General features: G+C 71.7%; 17 protein-coding genes. All 17 read left to right on the forward strand.

Going from position 1 to position 20,680, the window contains the following annotated elements; all coding sequences use genetic code 11:
• Positions 1-264: 264 nt before the first annotated feature.
• On the forward strand, positions 265-2,661 hold the full coding sequence (locus ACE3OG_RS01610) for an ATP-binding protein (protein WP_374305423.1): 2,397 nt from the start codon (positions 265-267) through the stop codon (positions 2,659-2,661).
• Between the two features lie 86 nt (positions 2,662-2,747).
• The gene (locus ACE3OG_RS01615; RefSeq protein ID WP_374305425.1) at positions 2,748-2,924 is read left to right on the forward strand and encodes a hypothetical protein; all 177 of its coding nucleotides are present in this window, start codon (positions 2,748-2,750) and stop codon (positions 2,922-2,924) included.
• A 371-nt stretch (positions 2,925-3,295) separates the two neighbouring features.
• Positions 3,296-3,787, forward strand: coding sequence for a division/cell wall cluster transcriptional repressor MraZ (locus tag ACE3OG_RS01620; RefSeq protein WP_374305427.1), 492 nt, complete (start codon positions 3,296-3,298; stop codon positions 3,785-3,787).
• Positions 3,784-4,830 carry a 16S rRNA (cytosine(1402)-N(4))-methyltransferase RsmH gene (rsmH, locus tag ACE3OG_RS01625; protein WP_374305429.1) on the forward strand — a complete coding sequence of 349 codons (1,047 nt, stop codon included), beginning with the start codon at positions 3,784-3,786 and terminating at the stop codon, positions 4,828-4,830. Before ACE3OG_RS01620 ends, rsmH begins: the two co-directional genes overlap by 4 nt.
• A 106-nt stretch (positions 4,831-4,936) precedes the next feature.
• Entirely contained in the window at positions 4,937-5,317 is a 381-nt protein-coding gene (locus tag ACE3OG_RS01630; RefSeq protein WP_374305430.1) for a hypothetical protein, read from the forward strand.
• Positions 5,318-5,336: 19 nt separating this feature from the next.
• Entirely contained in the window at positions 5,337-7,142 is a 1,806-nt protein-coding gene (locus tag ACE3OG_RS01635) for a peptidoglycan D,D-transpeptidase FtsI family protein (RefSeq protein WP_374305432.1), read from the forward strand.
• On the forward strand, positions 7,142-8,596 hold the full coding sequence (locus tag ACE3OG_RS01640; RefSeq protein WP_374305434.1) for a UDP-N-acetylmuramoyl-L-alanyl-D-glutamate--2,6-diaminopimelate ligase: 1,455 nt from the start codon (positions 7,142-7,144) through the stop codon (positions 8,594-8,596). Before ACE3OG_RS01635 ends, ACE3OG_RS01640 begins: the two co-directional genes overlap by 1 nt.
• A 1-nt stretch (position 8,597) precedes the next feature.
• Positions 8,598-10,067 (forward strand): UDP-N-acetylmuramoylalanyl-D-glutamyl-2,6-diaminopimelate--D-alanyl-D-alanine ligase, encoded by a 1,470-nt coding sequence (locus ACE3OG_RS01645; RefSeq protein ID WP_374305436.1) that lies wholly within the window; start codon positions 8,598-8,600, stop codon positions 10,065-10,067.
• Position 10,068: 1 nt separating this feature from the next.
• Entirely contained in the window at positions 10,069-11,151 is a 1,083-nt protein-coding gene (gene mraY, locus ACE3OG_RS01650; RefSeq protein WP_374305437.1) for a phospho-N-acetylmuramoyl-pentapeptide-transferase, read from the forward strand.
• Between the two features lie 2 nt (positions 11,152-11,153).
• Positions 11,154-12,545: a UDP-N-acetylmuramoyl-L-alanine--D-glutamate ligase gene (murD, locus tag ACE3OG_RS01655; protein ID WP_374305439.1), complete on the forward strand. Its 1,392-nt coding sequence runs from the start codon at positions 11,154-11,156 to the stop codon at positions 12,543-12,545.
• 69 nt (positions 12,546-12,614) lie between these two features.
• Positions 12,615-13,781, forward strand: coding sequence for an FtsW/RodA/SpoVE family cell cycle protein (locus ACE3OG_RS01660; protein ID WP_374305441.1), 1,167 nt, complete (start codon positions 12,615-12,617; stop codon positions 13,779-13,781).
• Entirely contained in the window at positions 13,778-14,902 is a 1,125-nt protein-coding gene (gene murG / locus ACE3OG_RS01665) for an undecaprenyldiphospho-muramoylpentapeptide beta-N-acetylglucosaminyltransferase (protein ID WP_374305443.1), read from the forward strand. Before ACE3OG_RS01660 ends, murG begins: the two co-directional genes overlap by 4 nt.
• Entirely contained in the window at positions 14,899-16,305 is a 1,407-nt protein-coding gene (gene murC, locus ACE3OG_RS01670) for a UDP-N-acetylmuramate--L-alanine ligase (RefSeq protein WP_374305445.1), read from the forward strand. Before murG ends, murC begins: the two co-directional genes overlap by 4 nt.
• Before the next feature lies 1 nt (position 16,306).
• Positions 16,307-17,245, forward strand: coding sequence for a UDP-N-acetylmuramate dehydrogenase (gene murB, locus ACE3OG_RS01675; RefSeq protein ID WP_374305447.1), 939 nt, complete (start codon positions 16,307-16,309; stop codon positions 17,243-17,245).
• A gap of 90 nt (positions 17,246-17,335) precedes the next feature.
• Positions 17,336-18,259, forward strand: a complete 924-nt coding sequence (locus ACE3OG_RS01680; protein ID WP_374305448.1) for a D-alanine--D-alanine ligase — start codon at positions 17,336-17,338, stop codon at positions 18,257-18,259.
• Positions 18,226-19,215 (forward strand): cell division protein FtsQ/DivIB, encoded by a 990-nt coding sequence (locus tag ACE3OG_RS01685; protein ID WP_374305449.1) that lies wholly within the window; start codon positions 18,226-18,228, stop codon positions 19,213-19,215. The genes ACE3OG_RS01680 and ACE3OG_RS01685 overlap by 34 nt, the downstream gene beginning before the upstream one ends.
• The gene (gene ftsA, locus ACE3OG_RS01690; protein WP_374305450.1) at positions 19,212-20,522 is read left to right on the forward strand and encodes a cell division protein FtsA; all 1,311 of its coding nucleotides are present in this window, start codon (positions 19,212-19,214) and stop codon (positions 20,520-20,522) included. The genes ACE3OG_RS01685 and ftsA overlap by 4 nt, the downstream gene beginning before the upstream one ends.
• Positions 20,523-20,680 lie beyond the last annotated feature (158 nt).

A 20,680-nucleotide genomic window follows, 5' to 3' on the forward strand; every position in this document is an offset into this window, starting at 1 on the left:
CCTCACGCCGTCCGCTTGTCGCCACGCCGACGGCCGGAAGAATTGCGTTAACGAAAATTAATCAATTTTGACTTAATTTCGCAACTGCGGCGCGCGGCGCATGGACCGGCCGCGGAGCCATGGTTAGCATGAGGTTAAGGGCGGCGCGCCGCCGAAGCGCCTTCGGGGCGTCGCCCCGCGCAAGGCGCCGTCTCGACAGCGCGAGCCTCGTCCGGCCGGAGCGCGCCGGCCGGCGCGGACCACGATTCAGGGAAGCCGATCGGCATGACGGGGATCAGCTTCAGTCCCGGCTACGGCGACGAGGACGTCGCGACGGCGCTGCGCCTTCTTTCGCCGCGGCTCGCCCTCGACGCGCCTCTGCTCGCCATGGGCGCCGGCGACGAGCGAAGGGTCGTTTTCGCGAGCGCGCCGATCCTGCGGCTGTTCGGCGCGGGCTCCCTCGAAGGCCTTTCCCTGGCGCTGCGCGCGCCGCAGGCCGCCGAGCGCGCACCCGCCCGCCAACTGGCGGCGCTCGCGCAAAACTACGCTCCGGGCGGACCCGCCCGCCTCGAGCGGCTGAGCTTCCCGGCCCTCGCCCATCCCGTCATCTTCCTGTGCCGGCGGCTCGACGCGCCCGCGCCGCTGTTCGTCGCCGCCGCGCTCGACATGCCCGCGTCGCTCCGCGCCGCGCCGGCGCAGGACCCGCCCGCCGCGCGCGACGACGCGACGGCGACGCAAGGGCCGCCCGAGTCGGCGCCGGCCCGCTTCGTCTGGCGCGCCGGGCCGGACGACGCGCTCGTCGAGGTCGGCGACGCGCTGGAGCTTGCGGCCGGCGAGCCGGCGGCGGCCTTCCTCGGCGTGAAGCTCGCCCGCCTCGTCGGCGCCTTCGACGCCGACCGCGGGCTGGAGCTGCAGCGCCTGTTCGACAGGCGCCAGAGCTGGCGCGGCTTTTCGGTCGACTGGCCCTCGCCCGACGACGCCTTCGTCGCCAGCGTGTCGCTCGCCGGCTCGCCCGTGTTCGACGGAGAGAGGCGTTTCCTCGGCTATCGCGGCTTCGGCCTCGTGCTCTCCCGCCGGCCGGCCGCGCCGCGCGCCGCGCCGGGCGGCGCCGGCGGCGTCCTCGACCTGCGCAGGCGGCTCGCCGAGGCCTGGCCGCGGGGCGCGGAGGAGGGGCCGAACGACGACGCCGGCGCCGCAGGCGGGGCGATCCTGAACGCGCAGGAGCGCGCCGCCTATGACGGCCTGCCGACCGGCGTGCTCGTCGTCGAGGCCGGGGCGGCGCTGTTCGCCAACCGCTTCCTGCTCGACGCGCTCGGCGAGCCCGACCTGCGCAGCGCGCGCCTTTCCGGCGCGCTCGAGCCCGTGCTGTCGCGGCGCGACGACGCAGAGGGAGCCGCCGTCGTCCTTTTCGCCGGCGGGCGCTCCGTCCGCTTCGCCCTGCGCCGCGCCCGGCTCGCGCGCGGGGAGCGCGACGTCGAGATCGTCTCGCTCGCGCCGGAGCCCGAGGCGCCCGCGGCGCGGGCGGCGGCGCGCAGGCTCGCCGAGGAGCGCCGCGAGGCGCGCGAGCTCAACGCCATCCTCGACACCGCGATGGACGGCGTATGCGTCCTCGACGCGCGCGGCGCCATCCTGCGCCTCAACCGAGCGGGCGAAGCGCTGTTCGGCTGCGAGAGCGCCGAGGTCGCCGGGCGCGACTTCACGATTCTCGTCGCGCCGGAGAGCCGGGAGCGGGCGAAGGCCTATTTCGCCGCACTCGGCGGCGGCGGCCTCGCCGGCGTGTTCAACGACGGGCGCGAGATCCTCGGGCTCACGCGGCGCGGCGGCGCGATCCCGCTCTTCATAACGCTCGGCGAGATCGGCGAGGCGGGCGATCCGCGCGCCGAGCCGCGTTATTGCGCCCTTCTGCGCGACATGACGCACTGGAAGACGATCGAGCGCGAGCTGAAGGACGCGCGCAGCGAGGCGGAGCGGGCGAGCGCCCTGAAGTCCGACTTCCTCGCCAAGGTCAGCCATGAGATCCGCACCCCGCTCAACGCCATCCTCGGCTTCGCCGAGGTGATGCTCGAGGAGCGCTTCGGCCCGGTCGGAACCGAGCGCTACAAGGAATATCTGAAGGACATCCACAGCTCCGGCGCGCTGGTCATGAGCCTCGTCAACGATCTGCTCGACCTGTCCAAGATCGAGGCCGGCAAGATGGAGCTGGCCTTCGAGGCGGCCGACCTCAACCGCATCGTCGCCGAATGCGTCTCGATCATGCAGCCGCAGGCGAGCGGCGCGCGCGTCGTCATCGGCCTGTCGCTCGCCCCGCAGCTGCCGCAGATCTACGCCGACGAGCGCTCGGTGCGGCAGATCACGCTGAACCTGCTCTCCAACGCCATCAAATTCACCGAAGGAGGGGGGCAGGTCGTCGTCTCGACCGCGCTCAACGACCAGAACTGCGCCGCGCTGCGCGTGCGCGACACCGGCGTCGGCATGTCCGAGGACGACCTCAAGATCGCCTTGCAGCCGTTCGGCCAGGCCTCGCGCGGGCGCGCGGCCGGCGGCACGGGCCTCGGCCTGCCGCTCACCAAGGCGCTGGTCGAGGCGAACCGCGCCGCCTTCTCGATCCGCAGCAAGCCCGACGAGGGCACGCTGGTCGAGATCGCCTTCCCGCCGGCGCGGATCGTCGCCGCCCGCAAATAGAGCGCTCGCGCCGCCGGGAACGCTTCGCCGCGCCGGCCGTTGATCTTGCTGGGATGATTTTGGCGAGCTTCCAACGGGGTGCGCAGATGGTTGGGAAGTCCAAGGCCGACGCGGACGAGGCGCGAAAGGCGAAGGCCGCGAAGGAGGAGCAGAGCGAGGAGCTCGACGAGGAGCTTGAAGGCTCCTTCCCGGCGAGCGATCCGCCGTCCATGACGCAGCTGGCCACCGCGCCGGGCGAACCCGTCCGCAAGAAAAAGAAGTAGGGTCGGCGGACGGCCGCAGTCAGCGGGCTGGGGCCCGTTGAGCAGGTCCTGAAAGCGGAGCGCGCCGGCTGGCGCGCTCCGCTTTTCTTTTGCGCGTCGGCCCGGCGGCGCGGCCAAAAAAAATTCGCCGCCCGTTTCGCCTTGCGCTTCAACCGCCTCGCCGTCCTGACCCAGGGCGGAGGGCGGCGATGAAGCCGAATCCGCGTTGACCCCCCAAATCATCCCATGGTATCCCAAACCGTCCCTGATCAAGCTTGGGCGCGGCGGCTACGCCGCCGGCGGCCGGCGCCTGTCGGGGGCGTCGCGCCGGGCGTCGAAGGCTGCTGGGAGCGGGCCGCCTCAGGCGAGCGGAGATGGGTGGGGCGGCATAGGTGGATGGCTATGTCTCCCACTACACCAACCGGCTCGACGCCAAGGGGCGCGTGTCGATTCCCGCTCCGTTTCGCGCCGCTCTGGCGCGCGACGGGTTCGAGGGGCTCTACGTGCATCCCTCGATCGATCAGGAGGCGCTCGACTGCGGCGGCAACGCGTTGCTGCGGGAGATCGAGGGGCTGCTTTCCGGGCTCTCTCCCTATTCGGAGGAGCGCGACCTGTTCTCGACCGCGCTGATCGGCACGAGCGAGATCCTGAAGGTGGATTCGGAAGGGCGGGCGATCCTGACCGAATCCTTGAAGAGCTACGCGCATATCGCCGGCGAGGTCACCTTCGTCGGGCATGGACGCAAGTTTCAGATCTGGGAGCCGGGACGTTTTCGCGCGCATCTGGACGAGGCCAGAGACCGGGTGCGCGAACTGCGAAGACGGCTCAGCGCCAGACACGCGGCTCCCGACGGGACGCCGCGCCCGCATGGAGCACGGGAATGATGTCGGGTCGCGGCGGGCGCGAGACGCTCGCCGCAGGCGGACCGGCCCGGCACGTTCCCGTGCTTCGCGCGGAAATCCTGAAGATCGCCGATCCGCGCGAGGGCGGCCTCTATCTCGACGCGACCTTCGGGGCGGGCGGCTATTCGCGCGCCCTGCTTGAGCGCGGCGGGACGGTCGTCGCGCTCGACCGCGACCCGCGCGCGATCGCCGGCGGCGCGCCGCTCGTCAGCGAGGCGCAAGGGCGCCTCACGCTGATCGAGGCGCCGTTCTCGCGGCTCGCCGAGGCCGCCGCGGCGCGCTGTTTCTCGGGCTTCGACGCCGCGCTGTTCGACGTCGGCGTCTCCTCCATGCAGCTCGACGAGGCGGAGCGCGGCTTCTCCTTCCGCCTCGACGGGCCGCTCGACATGCGCATGGGCATCGGCGGGCGCAGCGCGGCGGACATCGTCAACGGCGCGAGCGAGGCCAAGCTCGCCGACATCCTCTATTATTTCGGCGAGGAGCGGGCCTCGCGCCGCATCGCCCGCGCCATCGTCGCCGACCGCGCGAAGAAGCCCTTCGAGACGACCGGCGCGCTCGCCGCGATGATCGCCCGCGTCGCGCCCGGCAAGCCGGGCGAGGTCCATCCGGCGACGCGCAGCTTCCAGGCGCTGCGCATCGCCGTCAACGACGAGCTCGGCGAGCTGGTCGCGGGACTCGCCGGCGCCGAGGCCGTGCTGAAGCCGGGCGGCCGGCTCGCAGTGGTGACGTTCCATTCGCTCGAGGACCGCATCGCCAAGCTGTTCTTCGCGCGACGCGCCGGCCGCGGGCAGGCGCGCTCGCGCCGCCTGCCCGGCGAGCCCGAGGCGCCGGCGCCGACCTTCGAGGTCACGGGACCGCAGCCGATCGCGCCGTCGGTCGCCGAGGTCGAGGCCAACCCGCGCGCCCGCTCGGCCAAGCTGCGCTGGGGGACGCGCACCAGCGCGCCGGCGTTCGCGTCCGACGCCGAGCTTTCCGCCCTCGCGACGTTGCCGGCGCGCGCGCCGGCGCGTCGGGGGAAAGCCTAGCAGAGTCAAAAGAACGGCGTAGCGGCAGCGCTTCGTTAACCATTTCTTCCGAACCGCCGTGCTTCTTTGAGCCGGGGCGCGCGGCCGGCGCGTCGGCGGAGGCGCCATGGTCCGCATCCTGAACGTGCTCGCCGTGCTCGCGCTGATCGGCTCGGCGATCTACGCCTATTCGATCAAGTACGACACGATCTTCCACGCCGAGAAAATCGCCAAGCTCAAGCACCAGATCAAGGCGGAGCAGGACCGCGTGGCGACGCTGAAGGCGGAATGGTCGCACCTCACCCGGCCCGAGCGCGTGCAGATGCTCGCCGACAAGTTCCTCGACCTTCAGCCGCTCGCCCTGCGCCAGATCGTCGCCCTCGACGCGTTGCCGCGGCGCGTCGAGCGCTCCGACGCGATCGGCGACAAGCTCGGCGCCCTCGGCCTCGCCGAAGACGCCGCCCAGCCGGGGGCGCCCGCCCCGACGCAAGCGCCCGCGGCGCGTTAACGACAACCGGATCGACGCGATGGCCGACAGGATCGAGCCCCTGCCACACCCGCAGCCGTCTTCGCCGGCGAGGCCGCAAGCGGCGTCGAAACCGCGCCGGCTGAAGGCGCTCGTCGCCGGGCTGTTCTCGACCAATCTCGCCAAGACGCCGACGCGCCTCAAGCTGGTCGGCTGCGCCTTCCTCGCGCTTTACGCGGTGATCGCCGGGCGGCTCGTCTATTTCGGCCTGCATCAGGAGCAGGCGAGCGTCGCGCGGCGCGGCGGCGACGTGGTCGCGGCGGCTCGCCCGGACATCCTCGACCGCAACGGCGACGTGCTGGCGACCGACATTCGCGTGATGAGCGTGTTCGCCGAGCCGCGCCGGATCATCGACAAGGACGAGGCGGTCGAGCTGCTGACCGCCGTGCTGCCCGACGTCGACGCCGCGGACCTGCGCCGGCGCCTCGGCTCGCGCAAGGGCTTCATCTGGGTCAAGCGCGCGGTGACGCCGAAGCAGCAGGAGGAGGTCTACCGGCTCGGTCTGCCGGGCGTCGGCTTCCTGCCCGAGAACAAGCGCGTCTATCCGAACGGGCCGCTCGCCGCGCATGTGCTGGGCTTCGCCAACCTCGACGGCGTCGGCGTCTCTGGGCTCGAGAAATACATCGACGGGCAGGGTCTCTCGGAGCTGTCGGGCGCCGGCTTCCGCCTCACCCCGGACGCGCTGTCGCCGATCACCACCTCGCTCGACCGCAAGGCGAGCTACGCCGCGCGCGACGAGCTGATGAAGGGCATCGCCAAGTTCAAGGCGAAGTCGGGCGCGGCGGTCATCCTCGACGTCAACACCGGCGAGGTGGTCGCGCTCGCCTCGCTGCCCGACTACGACCCCAACACCCCGGCCGACGCGCTCGACCCGAACCACATCAACCGCGTCTCGGTCGGCGTCTACGAGATGGGCTCGACCTTCAAGGCGATCTCCGTCGCCATGGCGCTCGACTCCGGCAAGGCGAACCTCAACTCGCGCGTCGACGCGCGCGACTCGCTGCGCTACGGGCGCTTCACCATCCACGACTTCCACGCCCAGCACCGCATCCTCACGGTGCCGGAGGTGTTCACCTACTCCTCGAACATCGGCGCGGCGCGGCTCGCCCTGATGGTCGGCGTCGAGGGGCACAAGGCGTTCCTGCGCAAGCTTGGCCAGATGAGCAAGCTGAAGACCGAGCTGCCCGAGACCGCCGAGCCGCTGGTGCCGAAGAACTGGGGCGAGCTCAACACCATGACCATCGCCTTCGGGCAGGGCATGAACGTCTCGCCGCTGCAGGCGATGATGGCGGTCGGCGCCCTCGTCAACGGCGGTCTGCTGGTGACGCCGACCTTCCTCAAACGCGACGAGGCGGCGGCGCGCAAGATCGCGACCCGCGTCGTCAAGCCCGAGACCTCGGAGGAGCTGCGCTACGTCATGCGCCTCAACGCCGAGATCGGCTCGGCCAAGATCGCCAACGTCAACGGCTATTTCATCGGCGGCAAGACCGGCACCGCCGACAAGATCGTGCACGGCCGCTACGCGCAGGACAGGGTGTTCACCACCTTCATGGCGATCATGCCGGCCGACAAGCCGAAATATCTGGTGCTCACGCTGCTCGACGAGCCGCAGGCGCTGCCCGAGACGCACGGCTACCGCACGGCGGCGTGGAACGCCGGCGCGGTCGCCGGCAAGATCATCGAGCGCGTCGGCCCGCTGCTCGGCCTGCCGCCGCGCTTCGAGCTGCCGACGCAGCCCTTTCCGCTTCTCGCCAAACTGGGCTATGGGTTCGCCAATGTTCCGCAGAGCGGCGGAAGGGAGCATTGATGCGGCTCGCCGAGCTACTTCCCGGCGCGGTTCTTCCGAAGTCTCTTGAAGCGGCCGAAGTCGCGGCGCCATGCTGCGACAGCCGCAAGGCGACGAAGGGCGCGCTGTTCTTCGCGGTCCCCGGCGTCAGGGCCGACGGCCTCGCCTACGCCCCCGAGGCGGCGCGGCGCGGCGCGGCGGCGATCGTCGCGGGAAAGGGCGCTCCCGAAAGCGTCGAGGGCGTTCCGGTCGTCCATGTCGAGGATGTGCGTGAGACGTTGGCGAGAGCCGCCGCGCGCGCCTTTGCGCGCCAGCCGGAGACGATCGTCGCGGTGACCGGCACCAGCGGCAAGACCTCCGTCGCCGCCTTCGCGCGGCAGATCTTCGCCGCGCAGGGACTGAAAGCGGCCTCGCTCGGCACGCTCGGCGTCGTCGCGCCGTCGGGCGCCGTCTACGGCTCGCTGACGACGCCGGACCCGATCAGCCTGCACGAGACGCTCGACGCGCTGGCCGGGGAGGGCGTCACCCATCTCGCGTTGGAGGCCTCCTCGCACGGGCTGCGCCAACGCCGCCTCGACGGCGTGCGGCTCGCGGCCGGCGGCTTCACCAACCTGTCGCGCGACCATCTCGACTATCACCCGACGATGGAGGACTATCTCGCCGCCAAGCTCGAATTGTTCGAGCGGCTGCTGGCGCCGGGCCAGCCCGCCGTCGTCGACGTCGATGCGGACGCCGGACGGACGGTCGCGGCCGCCTGCGCCGCGCGGGGGCTGAAGCTCGTCACGGTCGGCGCGGCGGGCGAGGCGCTGCGCGTGCGCGCGGCCGGGCTTGAGCCGGCGGCGACGCTGCTCGATCTCGAAATTCTGGGAACGCGGCAAAAAATCAGGCTGCCGCTCGCCGGTGCCTTCCAGGCCTCGAACGCCCTCGTCGCCGCCGGCCTCGCGCTCGCCGTCGGCTCGCCGGCGAAGGCGGTGGCCGCGGCGCTCGAAAAGCTCGAGGGCGCGCCGGGCCGGCTCGAGAAGATCGGCGAACGGCGCGGCGGCGCGGTCTACGTCGATTATGCGCACAAGCCCGACGCGCTCGAAAAGGCGCTCGCCGCGCTGCGGCCCTACGCGAGCGGAAAGCTCGTCGTGGCGTTCGGCTGCGGCGGCGACCGCGACGCCGGCAAGCGCGCCATCATGGGCGAGGTCGCCGCGCGCCTCGCCGACCGGGTCGTCGTCACCGACGACAATCCGCGCAGCGAGGCGCCGGCGGCGATCCGCGCCGCCATCCTCGCGGGCGCCGCCGGCGCGCGGGACCTGCGCGAGATCGGCGACCGCGCGCAGGCCATCGGCGAGAGCGTCGCCGGGCTCGAGCGCGGCGATATCCTGCTCATCGCCGGAAAGGGCCATGAAACCGGCCAGATCGTGGGAGAGGTCGTGCTCCCGTTTTCCGACGCGGACTGCGCCAGGGAGGCCTTGAGGGAATTTGCCTGAGATGAGCGATGCCGTCTTGCGCGACGGGCCTGTCGCGTCCGCGCCCTCCTTGTGGACCGGGCTCGAGCTCGTCGCTCCGCTCGGCGCGCATGTGCGCGGCGGCGTGCCGCGGCGGGGTGCGGGCGGCGTCTCGATCGACACGCGCACCCTGCAGCCGGACGATTTGTTCTTCGCCATCCGCGGCGTCTCGAGCGACGGCCATGAGCATGTGGCGGCGGCGTTCGAAACGGGCGCGCTCGCCGCCGTGGTCGAGGAGGAGCGCGCCGACGCGCTCAATGGGCTAGGGCCGCTCTACGTCGTGCGCGACACGCAGCGCGCCCTCGAGGATCTCGGCCGCGCGGCCCGCGCCCGCACGGGCGGGCGCGTCGCCGCCGTCACCGGCTCGGTCGGCAAGACCTCGACCAAGGAGGCGCTGCGGCTCGCGCTGGCGACGGCGGGGCAGACGCACGCCTCGGTCGCCTCCTACAACAATCACTGGGGCGTGCCGCTCACCCTGGCGCGCATGCCGCGCGAAACCCGCTTCGGAGCGTTCGAGATCGGCATGAATCACCCGGACGAGATCAGGCCGCTGACGGGCATGGTCCGCCCGCACCTGGCGCTCGTCACCACGGTCGCGCCAGTGCATCTCGAGGCCTTCGAGAGCGTCGAGGCGATCGCCGACGCCAAGGGCGAGATCTTCGAGGGGCTCGAGCCCGGCGGCGTCGCCGTCCTGCCGGCCGACAATCCTTATTTCGCGCGGCTGAAGGCGCGCGCGAGGGCGTGCGGCGCCGACGTCGTGGCGAGCTTCGGCGAGGCGCAGGGCGTCGAGGCGCGGCTGCTGTCGGCGACGATCGAGGACGGGCGGGGCTTCGTCGAGGCCGATGTCTGCGGCCGCATTCTGTCGTTCCGGCTCGGCGCGCCGGGCGCCCACCAAGCGATGAACGCGATCGCCGCGCTGCTTTGCGCCCACGCGCTCGGCGCCGACCTCAAGACTGCGGCGGCCGCGCTCGAAGGCTTCAGGGCGCAGCCGGGACGCGGCGAGCGGCTGACGCTTGAGGCGCCGGGCGGCCGCTATGCGCTGATCGACGAGAGCTACAACGCCAACCCCGCCTCGATGCGCGCCGCCTTCGCGCTCGCCGGCGCGCTCGCGCCGCAGGGGCGAGGTCGGCGCATCGCCGTACTCGGCGACATGCTGGAGCTCGGCGAAGACTCCGCGCGCCTGCACGCCGAGCTCGCCGCTCCGCTTGCTGAAGCAGGCTTCGACCTCGTCTTCGCCGCCGGACCGCTGTCGCGCCATCTCTACGACGCGCTCCCGGCGTCGGCGCGCGGCGCATGGGCGCCGGACGCGGCCGGGATCGCCCCCGCCGTCGCGGGCGAAGTCCGCGCCGGCGACCTCATCGTCGTCAAGGGCTCGAACGGGGCGCGCCTTTCGGCCGTCGTCGCGGCTCTCAAGGAGGCCTCGGCTGGCGCCGACGCCGCGCGGAACGCCTGAGATGCTGACCTTCCTCACCCTTCTCTCGGCTCATTTCCAGCCGCTGAACCTGTTCCGTTACATCACCTTCCGCACCGGCGGGGCGACGGCGACGGCGCTGTTCTTCGTGTTCTTCTTCGGGCCGCGGATCATCGCCGCGCTGCGCCTCAAGCAGGGCAAGGGCCAGCCGATCCGCCTCGACGGGCCGCAGTCGCACCTCATCACCAAGAAGGGCACGCCGACGATGGGCGGGCTGATGATCCTCTCGGGGCTCGTCGTCTCGACCCTTTTGTGGGCCAATCTGCGCAACCACTATGTCTGGGTCGTGCTGTTCGTGACCATCGGCTTCGGCGCGATCGGCTTCTACGACGACTATCTCAAGGTGACGAAGCAGACCGACAAGGGATTCTCGGGCCGGCTGCGCCTCGCGCTCGAAGTCGCCATCGCCGCCGCCGCCTGCGGCGTCATGATGGCGTTCGGCGGACCGCACACCACCTTCCTGTCGCTGCCGGCGATCAACGGCTTCGCCTTCGACCTCGGCCTGTTCTTCCTGGCGTTCGGGGCGTTCGTGATCGTCGCCGCCGGCAACGCCGTCAACCTCACCGACGGCCTCGACGGCCTCGCCATCGTGCCGGTGATGATCGCCGCCGGAACCTTCGGCGTCATCGCCTATCTCGCCGGCAACGCCATCTTCTCGAACTATCTCGGCATCAATTTCGTGCCCGGCGCGGGCGAGCTTTCGGTGGTCGCCGGCGCGGTGATCGGCGCGGGGCTCGGCTTTTTGTGGTTCAACGCGCCGCCGGCGCAGATCTTCATGGGCGACACCGGCTCGCTGGCGCTCGGCGGCCTCCTCGGGACGATCGCCGTCGCCGTCAAGCACGAGATCGTGCTCGCCATCGTCGGCGGCCTGTTCGTGCTCGAGACGCTTTCGGTCATCGTGCAGGTGATCTCGTTCAAGCTCACCGGCAAGCGCGTCTTCAGGATGGCCCCGATCCACCATCACTTCGAGCAGCTCGGCTGGGCCGAGCCGCAGGTGGTGGTGCGCTTCTGGATCATCGCCTTCGTGCTGGCCTTGATCGGCCTCTCCACCCTCAAGCTGAGATAGGCATGATCCCCGTCTTCGCCTTCGCGGGAAAGCGCGTCGCGGTCTTCGGCCTCGGCGGCTCGGGCTTTTCCACCGCGCAGGCCCTCGTCGCCGGCGGCGCCGACGTGCGCGTCTGGGACGACAATGAGCACGCGCGCGAGAAGGCGCGGGCGGCGGGGCTGCGCATCGACAATTTCGCCGGCGCCGACTGGAGCTGGTTCGAAACCCTCGTCCTGTCGCCCGGCGTGCCGCTGACCCATCCGGCGCCGCACTGGAGCGTCGTCAAGGCGCGCGAAGCCGGCGTCGAAGTCGTCGGCGACATCGAGCTGTTCTGCCGCGAGCGCCGGCGCCTCGCCCCCGACGCGCCCTTCGTGGCCATCACCGGCACCAACGGCAAGTCGACGACGACGGCGCTGACCGCCCATCTCTTCCGCGAGCTCGGCTTCGACGTCGAGGTCGGCGGCAACATCGGCACGCCCATCCTCGCGCTCGCGCCGCCGGCGCCCGGGCGCGTCCATGTCGTCGAGTGCTCGTCGTACCAGATCGACCTCGCCCCGACGCTCGATCCGACGGTCGGCGTGCTGCTCAACGTGACGCCCGACCATCTCGACCGGCACGGGACGATGGAGAACTACGCCGCGATCAAGGAGCGCCTCGTCGCCGGGGCGGAGCACGCGGTGGTCGGCGTCGACGACGCTTTTTGCGCCGCCGTCGCGCGCAGGCTCGAGGAATCGGGGCGCGACGTCGTCGAGATCTCGGCCGCCGGCCGGCTCGAAGGGCGGGGCGTCTCCTATGAGGACGGCGCGCTCTACCGGCTCGACGAGCATGGGCGCGGCCTCATCGCCGACCTGTCCGGGATCGGCTCGCTGCGCGGCACCCATAACGGGCAGAACGCCGCCGCCGCCGTCGCGGCGCTGCGCGCGGTCGGGCTCGAAGGCGTCGGCGTCGCGCGGGCGCTCGCCTCGTTCGCCGGTCTTGCGCACCGCATGGAGGAGGTCGGGCGGGCCGGCAAGGCGCTGCTCGTCAACGACTCCAAGGCGACCAACGCCGACGCCGCGGAGAAGGCGCTGCTCTCCTTCCGCGACATCTACTGGATCCTCGGCGGGCGGCCCAAGGCGGGCGGGATCGCCCCGCTGCGTCCGCTGTTCCCGCGCGTCGCGAAGGGCTATCTGATCGGCGAGGCGGCCGACGCCTTCGCGCAGGAGATCGGCGACGCTTTTCCGGTCGCCCGGTGCGAGACGCTCGAAAAGGCCGTCCCGGCCGCCGTCGCGGATGCGCAGAAAAGCGCGGCGTCCGAGCCGGTCGTGCTGCTGTCGCCGGCCTGCGCCTCCTTCGACCAGTTCCCCGACTTCGAGAAGCGCGGCGACCGCTTCCGCGAGATCGCCCTCTCGCTCATCGCCGGCTCGAAGCGCTAACCTACGAAACATTAACCAAAGGCTGCGAAAGTCCGAACGATTGAAGTTCCGGCTTTCGAGAGGTCAGGCATGGCGGCGCGCACCGAACGATCGGCCCTGGCCAACTGGTGGTGGACGATCGACCGATGGCTGCTCGCCGCGATCGGCGCGCTGATCGTCGTCGGGCTGGTGCTGACCATGGCCGGCAGCCCGCCGGTCGCCGAGCGGCTCGGCCTGCCGACGTTCCATTTCGTGCACAGGCAGGCGCTGGCGCTGATTCCGACCGTCGTCGTGATGCTCGCCGCCTCCTTCCTGTCGCCGCGCCAGACGCGCCGCGCCGCCCTCGTCGTGTTCGCCGTCTCGATGGCGCTGATCATCGCCGCGCTGCTGTTCGGCGCCGAGGTCAAGGGCTCGCGGCGCTGGATCTTCGGCGTGCAGCCCTCGGAGTTTTTAAAGCCGGCCTTCGCCATCCTCGCCGCCTGGGCCTTCTCGGAAGGGGCGAAGCGGCGCGACACGCCCGGCAATCTGATCGCCCTCGCGCTGCTGCCGCTGACCATCGTCCCGCTCATCCTGCAGCCCGACTTCGGCCAGACGCTGCTCGTCTGCGTCGTCTGGGCGAGCCTGTTCTTCATGGCCGGGCTGCACTGGTTCTGGGTCGCCTTCATCGGCGGCGCGGGCTTCGGCGGCGCGTTTCTGGCCTATAAGTTCGTGCCGCACGTGCGCTCGCGCGTGATCCGCTTCCTCGATCCGAGCGCGGGCGGGGGCATCGTCGACACCTTCCAGGTCGACACCGCGCTCGACGCCTTCTATTCCGGCGGCTGGTTCGGCAAGGGGCCGGGCGAGGGCACGGTCAAGCGCATCCTGCCCGACTCGCACACCGACTTCATCTTCGCGGTGACCGGCGAGGAGTTCGGCATCGCCGCCTGCCTGCTCGTCGCCTCGATCTTCGCCTTCATCGTGCTGCGCGGCCTCGTGCTCGCCTCGCGCGCGGAAGACCCTTTCCGCCGCTTCGCCGCCGCCGGCCTCTCCATCATGTTCGGCGTCCAGAGCTCGATCAACATGGCGGTCAACCTGCACCTGATGCCGGCCAAGGGCATGACGCTGCCGTTCATCTCCTACGGCGGCTCCTCGCTCGTCTCGCTCGGCCTCAGCGTCGGCTTCCTCCTCGCCGTCACCCGCCGGCGGCCCGGCGAACGCCTCGTCGCCGAGGCCGCGCCGGCGCCGCCGCAGGCTCCGGTCAAGGACGCCTACGCGTGAGCGCGCAGGCCGAGCGGCGTCTCGTCATGCTCGCCGCCGGCGGCACCGGCGGCCATCTGTTTCCGGCGCAGGCGCTGGCTCAGGCCCTCGCCCGGCGCGGCTGCGCCGTCGAGCTGTTCACCGACGAGCGCGCGCGCAAATACGGCGGCGCCTTCCCGGCGCGAAAGATCCATATCGTCGCCTCGGCCTCGCCGCGCGGCGCGGGCGTCATGGCCAAGGCGGTCGCGGCGCTGGCGCTCGCGCGCGGGACGCTGCAGGCGCGCGGGATCGTCGGCCGGGCGCGGCCGTTCGCCATGGTCGGCTTCGGCGGCTACCCGAGCGTGCCGCCCGTGCTCGCCGCGACGCAGCTTGGCGTCGCCGCCGTGATCCATGAGGGCAACGCCGTCATCGGCAAGGCCAATCTCTTCCTCAGCCCCCGCGTCGACGCGATCGCCAAGGGATTTGCGTCGCTCGGCGGGATCGGCGCCGCGGTCGCCGCGAAGACGCATCTGACCGGCGATCCGGTGCGCCCCATGGTGGTGGAGGCGGCGGCGATCCCCTATCCGGGCTTCTCCGACGGCAGGCTGCGGCTGCTCGTAACCGGCGGCTCGCAGGGCGCGCGGGTGATGTCGGACGTCGTGCCGGCGGCGGTCGAAGCGCTGCCGGAGGAAGAGCGCAAGGCGCTCGTCGTCGTCCAGCAGGCGCGCGGCGAGGACGAGGCGCGCGTGCGCGAGGCCTATGCGCGGCTCGGCGTCGAGGCTGAGGTCGAAAGCTTCTTTTCCGACCTGCCGGCGCGCATCGCGGGCGCCCATCTCGTCATCGGGCGGGCCGGCGCCTCGACCGTCTCGGAGCTTTGCGTGATCGGGCGCCCGGCGATCCTCGTGCCGCTGCCGCATGCGCTCGACCAGGACCAGTCGGCCAACGCCCGGCAGTTCGAGGCCTGCGGCGCCGGCCTCGTCGTCGCCCAAAGCGCATTTTCGCCGCAATGGCTCGCCAATGCCTTAAGCGAGGCGAAACGCGATCCTTCCGCGCTGGCGGCGCGCGCGCGGGCCGCGAAGGCCGCGGGCGTTCCGGACGCCGCCGACCGCCTCGCCGAGCTCGTCCTCGCCACGGCCGCGCAAAAGGAGACCTCGCCGCGATGAAGCTTCCGCACGAACTGGGGCCGATCCATTTCATCGGCATCGGCGGCATCGGCATGTCGGGCATCGCCGAGGTGCTCCTCAACCTCGGCTACACGGTGCAGGGCTCGGACGCCGCCGAGAACGCCAATGTCCTGCGCCTGCGCCGCAAGGGCGCGCTCGTGCATGTCGGCCACAGCGCGAACAATCTTGGCGACGCCGAGGTGGTGGTCGTCTCGACCGCCATCAGACGCGACAATCCCGAGCTCGCCAAGGCGCGCGAGCTGCGCCTTCCCGTCGTGCGCCGCGCCGAGATGCTCGCCGAGCTGATGCGCCTCAAGCAATGCGTCGCCATCGCCGGCACGCACGGCAAGACCACGACGACCTCGCTCGTCGCGACGCTGCTGGAAGCCGGCGGCTTCGACCCTACCGTCATCAACGGCGGCATCATCAACGCCTACGGCACCAATTCGCGCCTCGGCGCCGGCGACTGGATGGTCGTCGAGGCCGACGAGAGCGACGGCACCTTCCTGAAGCTGCCGGCCGACGTCGCGGTGGTCACCAACGTCGACCCCGAGCATCTCGACCATTTCGGCTCCTTCGAGGAAGTGAAGAAGGCCTTCGCCGCCTTCGTCGAGAACATCCCCTTCTACGGCTTCGCCGTGATGTGCCTCGACCATCCGACCGTGCAGGAGCTCGTCGGCGAGATCGTCGACCGGCGCGTCTACACCTATGGCGAGAATCCGCACGCCGACGTGCGCCTCGTCGACGTCGACCTCGACGGCGGCATGTCGCGCTTCTCGCTCGTCATCCGCGACCGCAAGAGCGGCGAGGAGAGCGTGATCGACCGCGTGCTGATGCCGATGCCGGGCCACCACAACGCGCTCAACGCGGCGGCGGCGGCGACCGTCGCGCATCAGCTCGGCATGAGCGCCGACCAGATCCGCGCCGCGCTCGCGGGCTTTGGCGGCGTCAAGCGCCGCTTCACCCGCACCGGCGAATGGAACGGGGCCATCGTCTTCGACGATTACGCGCATCATCCGGTCGAGATCGCCGCGGTGCTGAAGGCGGCGCGCGCCTCGACCCGGGGCAGGGTGATCGCCATCGCCCAGCCGCACCGCTACACGAGGCTGCATTCGCTGTTCAACGACTTCGCGAGCTGCTTCAACGACGCCGACGCGGTGATCGTCGCCGACGTCTATGCGGCCGGCGAGGCGCCGATCGAGGGCGCCGACCGCGACAGCCTCGTTTCGGCGATCAGGGCGCGCGGCCACCGGCAGGCGATCCCGCTCGCGCGCCCGGCCGACCTCGCGCGCCTCATCCGCGGCCTCGCGCGGCCGGGCGACTACATCGTCTTCCTCGGCGCCGGCAACATCACGCAATGGGCCTACGCCCTGCCGGGCGAGCTCGCCGAGAACGCCGCCTAGGATGAGCGCCGCCGCGAGGGTCGGCCGCGCGCCCGAAAACGGGCTCGCCGCGCAGCTTTCCGCCCTGCATGGGCTGCGCGGAAAGCTCGTCGCCGACGCGCCGCTCGCGCCGCTGACCTTCTTCCGCGCCGGCGGCCCGGCCGCCGTCCTCTACGAGCCGGCCGACGAGGCCGACCTCGCCTGTTTCCTGCGGGAGCTGCCGCCCGAAATTCCGGTCCTCGCGCTCGGCGCGGGCTCGAACCTCATCCTGCGCGACGGCGGCTTTGAAGGCGTCGTCGTGCGGCTCGGGCCGGCTTTCGAGGAGATCGCGGTCGAGGGAACGCGCGTCAGCGCCGGGGCGGGCGCGCGCGACATGAAGCTCGCGCTGCGCGCCGGCAAGGCGGGCGTCTCCGGCTTCTCCTTCCTGCGCGGCGTGCCGGGCTCGGTCGGCGGCGCGCTGCGCATGAACGCCGGCGCCTACGGGGCGGAGGTCAAGGACCGGCTCGTCTCGTGCCGCGGCGTCGACCGCGCCGGCCGGATCGTCGAGTTCACGAACGCCGAGATGGGCTATGCCTACCGCCATTGCGGCCTCGACCCGTCGATCGTCTTCACCAGCGCCGTGTTCGAGGGAACCCCGGGCGACCCGGAGACGCTCGCCGCGCAGATGGCCGAGATCAGCGCGCAGCGCGCGAAAACCCAGCCGGTCTCGAGCCGCACCGGCGGCTCGACCTTCAAGAATCCGCCCGGCCATAAAGCCTGGGAGCTGATCGACGCCGCCGGCTGCCGCGGCTTGCGCGTCGGCGACGCGCAGGTCAGCGAGCTTCACTGCAACTTCCTCGTCAACGTCGGGAACGCCAGCGCCGCCGACCTCGAGGCGCTCGGCGAGGAGGTGCGCGCCCGCGTCAGGAAGACGAGCGGCGTCGAGCTCGAATGGGAGATTCTGCGCCTCGGCGAGCGCTGACGCCGCCGCGTCGCCGTCCGTTTCGCAACGGCCGCCTGCGAGGCGGCCGCGTCCGTTTCCGCTATCCAGAACACCGACGGATTTCCCAAAATGACGCAACATGTCGCCGTGCTGATGGGCGGGCTCGCCGCCGAGCGCGAGGTTTCGCTGCGCTCGGGCGAGGCCTGCGCGAAGGCCCTCGAAGCGCAGGGTTTTCGCGTGAGCCGGCTCGACGTCGGCCGCGACGTGGCGCAACGCCTCGCCGAGCTCAAGCCCGACGTCGCCTTCAACGCGTTGCACGGGCGCTACGGCGAGGACGGCGCGATCCAGGGCGTGCTCGAAATTCTACGCATTCCCTACACCCACTCGGGCGTGCTCGCCTCCGCGCTCGCCATGAAGAAGGACCGCGCCAAGGACGTCCTCGAGGCGGCCGGCGTCCCGGTCGCCGAGGGCGTCACGCTTCACCGCCTCGAGGCGGCGAAGGCCCATGCGATGGCGCCGCCCTATGTGGTGAAGCCGCTCGGCGAAGGCTCCTCGTTCGGCGTGATGATCGTTCGGGCGGACCAGGCGCATCCGCCGCAGGAGCTTTGCGCCGCCGACTGGGCCTATGGCGACCTCGTGCTGGTCGAGCGCTACGCGCCCGGGCGCGAGCTCACCTGCGCGGTGATCGGCGACAAGGCCTATGGCGTGACCGAAATCCGCGCCGCCGGCGGCGGCTGGTACGACTACGACGCGAAATATGCGCCCGGCGGCTCCGTCCACATCCTTCCGGCCAATCTTAAAGAGTTTGTTTACCAAAATGTACAAAGGTTAGCTCTTGTGGCGCACAGGGCGCTCGGCTGTCGCGGGGTGAGCCGGACGGACTTTCGCTACGACGATGCGCCCTCGGCAGGGGACCGGCTCGTCGTGCTGGAGGTCAATACGCAGCCCGGGATGACCGAGACCTCGCTCGCGCCGGAGATCGCGGCCCACGCCGGCCTGTCTTTTGGTGAGCTTGTTCGATGGATGGTCGAGGACGCTTCCTGCGATCGTTAGGGGAGGGCCGGCGCGTCTTCGGAGCGTCGGCGCGGCTCGTCGCGCCGCTTTCGGCTTCAGCCGGCTTCGCCTGGTCGCGGCCCGCGCGGGAGGCCGGGCGGCCGCGTCCGCGCCGTCCCCGCCGGGGCGCCGCCGCAAGGCTCGCCGCCGTCCTGTCGCGGCCGGGCGCGGGGCTCGCCTTCGCCGCCGTGCTGTTCGGCGCGGTCGGCGCCTATGGCGCGGCGCGCGGCGGCCATTACGACGCGATGGTGGCGGCCTACGGCCAGCCGTCCGACATCGCCGCGCGGGCGCTCGGCTTCGGCGTCGACCAGGTTACCGTCGTCGGCCGCAACGAGCTGACCGAGCAGGAGATCCTCGCCGCGGCCGACGTCGGCCCGCGCAACTCCCTTCCCTTTCTCGACGTCGCCAAGGTGCGCCAGCGGCTCGTCGCATTGCCGCTCGTCCGGGAGGCGAGCGTCGCCAAGCTCTATCCCAACCGCCTCCTCGTCGAGATCGAGGAGCGCGAGCCCGCCGCGCTGTGGCAGAAGGACGGCGTCGTCCATCTCGTCGCCAAGGACGGCGCGCCGCTCGACCAGCTGCGCGACAAGCGCTTCACCGCGCTGCCGCTCGTCGTCGGCGAGGGCGCCGACCGGCGCATCGGCGAATATCGCGCGATCCTCGAGGCGGCGGGACCGCTCGCGGCCAGGGTGCGCGCGGGAATCTACGTCTCCGGCCGGCGCTGGAATCTGAAGATGGCCGACGGCGTCGAGGTGATGCTGCCGGAGGCCGATCCGGCCGGCGCGGCGGCGACGCTCGCGCGGCTCGAGGCCGAGGCGCATCCGCTCGACAAGGCCGTGCTGTCGCTCGACCTGCGCCAGAGCGGGCGCGTCGTCGCGCGTCTGACCGAAGAGGCCGCCGCCGACCGCGCCGCGCTCGAGGCGGCCCGCAAGCCCAAGGCGAAAGGCGCCCAGCAATGAGCACGCATGTCATGACGCCGCGCCTGCGGCCGCTGTCCGAACGCAAGAGCGCGATCCTGTCGGCGCTCGACATCGGCACCTCGAAGATCGTGTGCCTCATCGCGCGGCTCGCGCCGGCGGGCGGCGAGGCGGGGCGCGGACGCACCCACCGCTGCCGCATCCTCGGCATCGGCCACCAGCGCGCGCGCGGCGTCAAGGGCGGCGCCGTCGTCGACATGGACGCCGTCGAGGACGCCATCCGCCGCGCGGTCGACGCCGCCGAGCGCATGGCCGGCGTGCAGGTCGAGAGCGTCATCATCAACGGCACCGGCGGAAGGCTCGGCTCGCAGCTGTTCGAGGCGCAGGTCCCGATCGCGGGACGCGCCGTGTCGCAGGCCGACATCCATCGCGTGCTGGAGGCCTGCACGACGCGCGGCGGCGGCGCCGGGCGCGCCGTGCTGCACTCGCTGCCGATCGGCTTCTCGATCGGCGAGACGCGGCAGATCGAAGACCCGCGCGGCATGATCGGCGACGAGCTCGGCGCGCAGATGCACGTGCTCTCCTGCGACGCGGCGGCGGCGCGCAACCTGATGCTCGCCGTCGAGCGCTGCCACCTGCGCGTCGACGCGATGGTCGCGACGCCCTACGCGGCGGGCCTGTCCGTGCTCGCCGACGACGAGGCCGAGCTCGGCGCGACGCTGATCGACATGGGCGGCGGCGCGACCACGGTCAGCGTCTTCTCCGGCGGCGCGCTGACCTACGTCGACGGCATCGCCCTCGGCGGCAATCACGTGACGACCGACGTCGCGCGCGGCCTCTCCATCCGCCTCGCCGACGCCGAGCGGCTCAAGACGCTCTACGGCGCGTGCCTCGCCACCGCCTCCGACGAGCGCGAGACGGTCAGCGTGACGCAGGTCGGCGAGGACGGCGAGCACCCGGCGCATCTGCCCAAGGCGCAGCTCATCCAGATCATCAAGCCGCGCGTCGACGAGATCCTCGAGGTGGTGCGCGACCGGCTGAAGGGCGCGGGCTTCGCCCCGCACGCCGGGCGGCGCATCGTGCTGACCGGCGGCGCGAGCCAGCTCGCCGGGCTGCCGGAGGCGGCCAAGCGCATCATGAGCGGCCAGATCCGGGTCGGACGCCCGGTCGGCGCGCAGGGAATGCCGGAATCGGCCAGGAACCCGGCCTTTTCGGCGGCGGTCGGCCTGCTCGTCTACCCGCAGGTGAGCGGCAACGAGCATTTCCGGCCCTCGCGCATTCCGGCGCCGGCGCCGGAGGCGCAGGGTTACATCGGCCGCGTCGGCCGGTGGCTCAAGAGCAGTTTCTGATCAGGCGGGCCGGAGGCGGGGGACGCCGCGGGCGCAAGGTCTGGAAGGAAGGAGCCGCCGGGGCGGCTTCGGAAGAAGGAACGGCGGAGCGCGAGGTGGCGGCCTCGGGTTGCGTCCAGCGAAGCAACAATCTTGGGCGACCTTGACCGGCGCTCCAA

The organism is Methylocella sp., from assembly GCF_041905455.1.
Lineage (GTDB): Bacteria > Pseudomonadota > Alphaproteobacteria > Rhizobiales > Beijerinckiaceae > Methylocapsa.

Bases quoted from the DNA above. Each gene is read 5' to 3' on its own strand.
- ACE3OG_RS01660 (WP_374305441.1), top strand. From the start codon at position 12,615: ATGGCGGCGCGCACCGAACGATCGGCCCTGGCCAACTGGTGGTGGACG.
- ftsA (WP_374305450.1), top strand. From the start codon at position 19,212: ATGAGCACGCATGTCATGACGCCGCGCCTGCGGCCGCTGTCCGAACGC.
- ACE3OG_RS01645 (WP_374305436.1), top strand. From the start codon at position 8,598: ATGAGCGATGCCGTCTTGCGCGACGGGCCTGTCGCGTCCGCGCCCTCC.
- murD (WP_374305439.1), top strand. From the start codon at position 11,154: ATGATCCCCGTCTTCGCCTTCGCGGGAAAGCGCGTCGCGGTCTTCGGC.
- murC (WP_374305445.1), top strand. From the start codon at position 14,899: ATGAAGCTTCCGCACGAACTGGGGCCGATCCATTTCATCGGCATCGGC.
- ACE3OG_RS01640 (WP_374305434.1), top strand. From the start codon at position 7,142: ATGCGGCTCGCCGAGCTACTTCCCGGCGCGGTTCTTCCGAAGTCTCTT.
- rsmH (WP_374305429.1), top strand. From the start codon at position 3,784: ATGATGTCGGGTCGCGGCGGGCGCGAGACGCTCGCCGCAGGCGGACCG.
- ACE3OG_RS01615 (WP_374305425.1), top strand. From the start codon at position 2,748: ATGGTTGGGAAGTCCAAGGCCGACGCGGACGAGGCGCGAAAGGCGAAG.
- ACE3OG_RS01610 (WP_374305423.1), top strand. From the start codon at position 265: ATGACGGGGATCAGCTTCAGTCCCGGCTACGGCGACGAGGACGTCGCG.
- ACE3OG_RS01685 (WP_374305449.1), top strand. From the start codon at position 18,226: ATGGATGGTCGAGGACGCTTCCTGCGATCGTTAGGGGAGGGCCGGCGC.
- ACE3OG_RS01635 (WP_374305432.1), top strand. From the start codon at position 5,337: ATGGCCGACAGGATCGAGCCCCTGCCACACCCGCAGCCGTCTTCGCCG.
- murB (WP_374305447.1), top strand. From the start codon at position 16,307: ATGAGCGCCGCCGCGAGGGTCGGCCGCGCGCCCGAAAACGGGCTCGCC.
- mraY (WP_374305437.1), top strand. From the start codon at position 10,069: ATGCTGACCTTCCTCACCCTTCTCTCGGCTCATTTCCAGCCGCTGAAC.
- ACE3OG_RS01630 (WP_374305430.1), top strand. From the start codon at position 4,937: ATGGTCCGCATCCTGAACGTGCTCGCCGTGCTCGCGCTGATCGGCTCG.
- ACE3OG_RS01680 (WP_374305448.1), top strand. From the start codon at position 17,336: ATGACGCAACATGTCGCCGTGCTGATGGGCGGGCTCGCCGCCGAGCGC.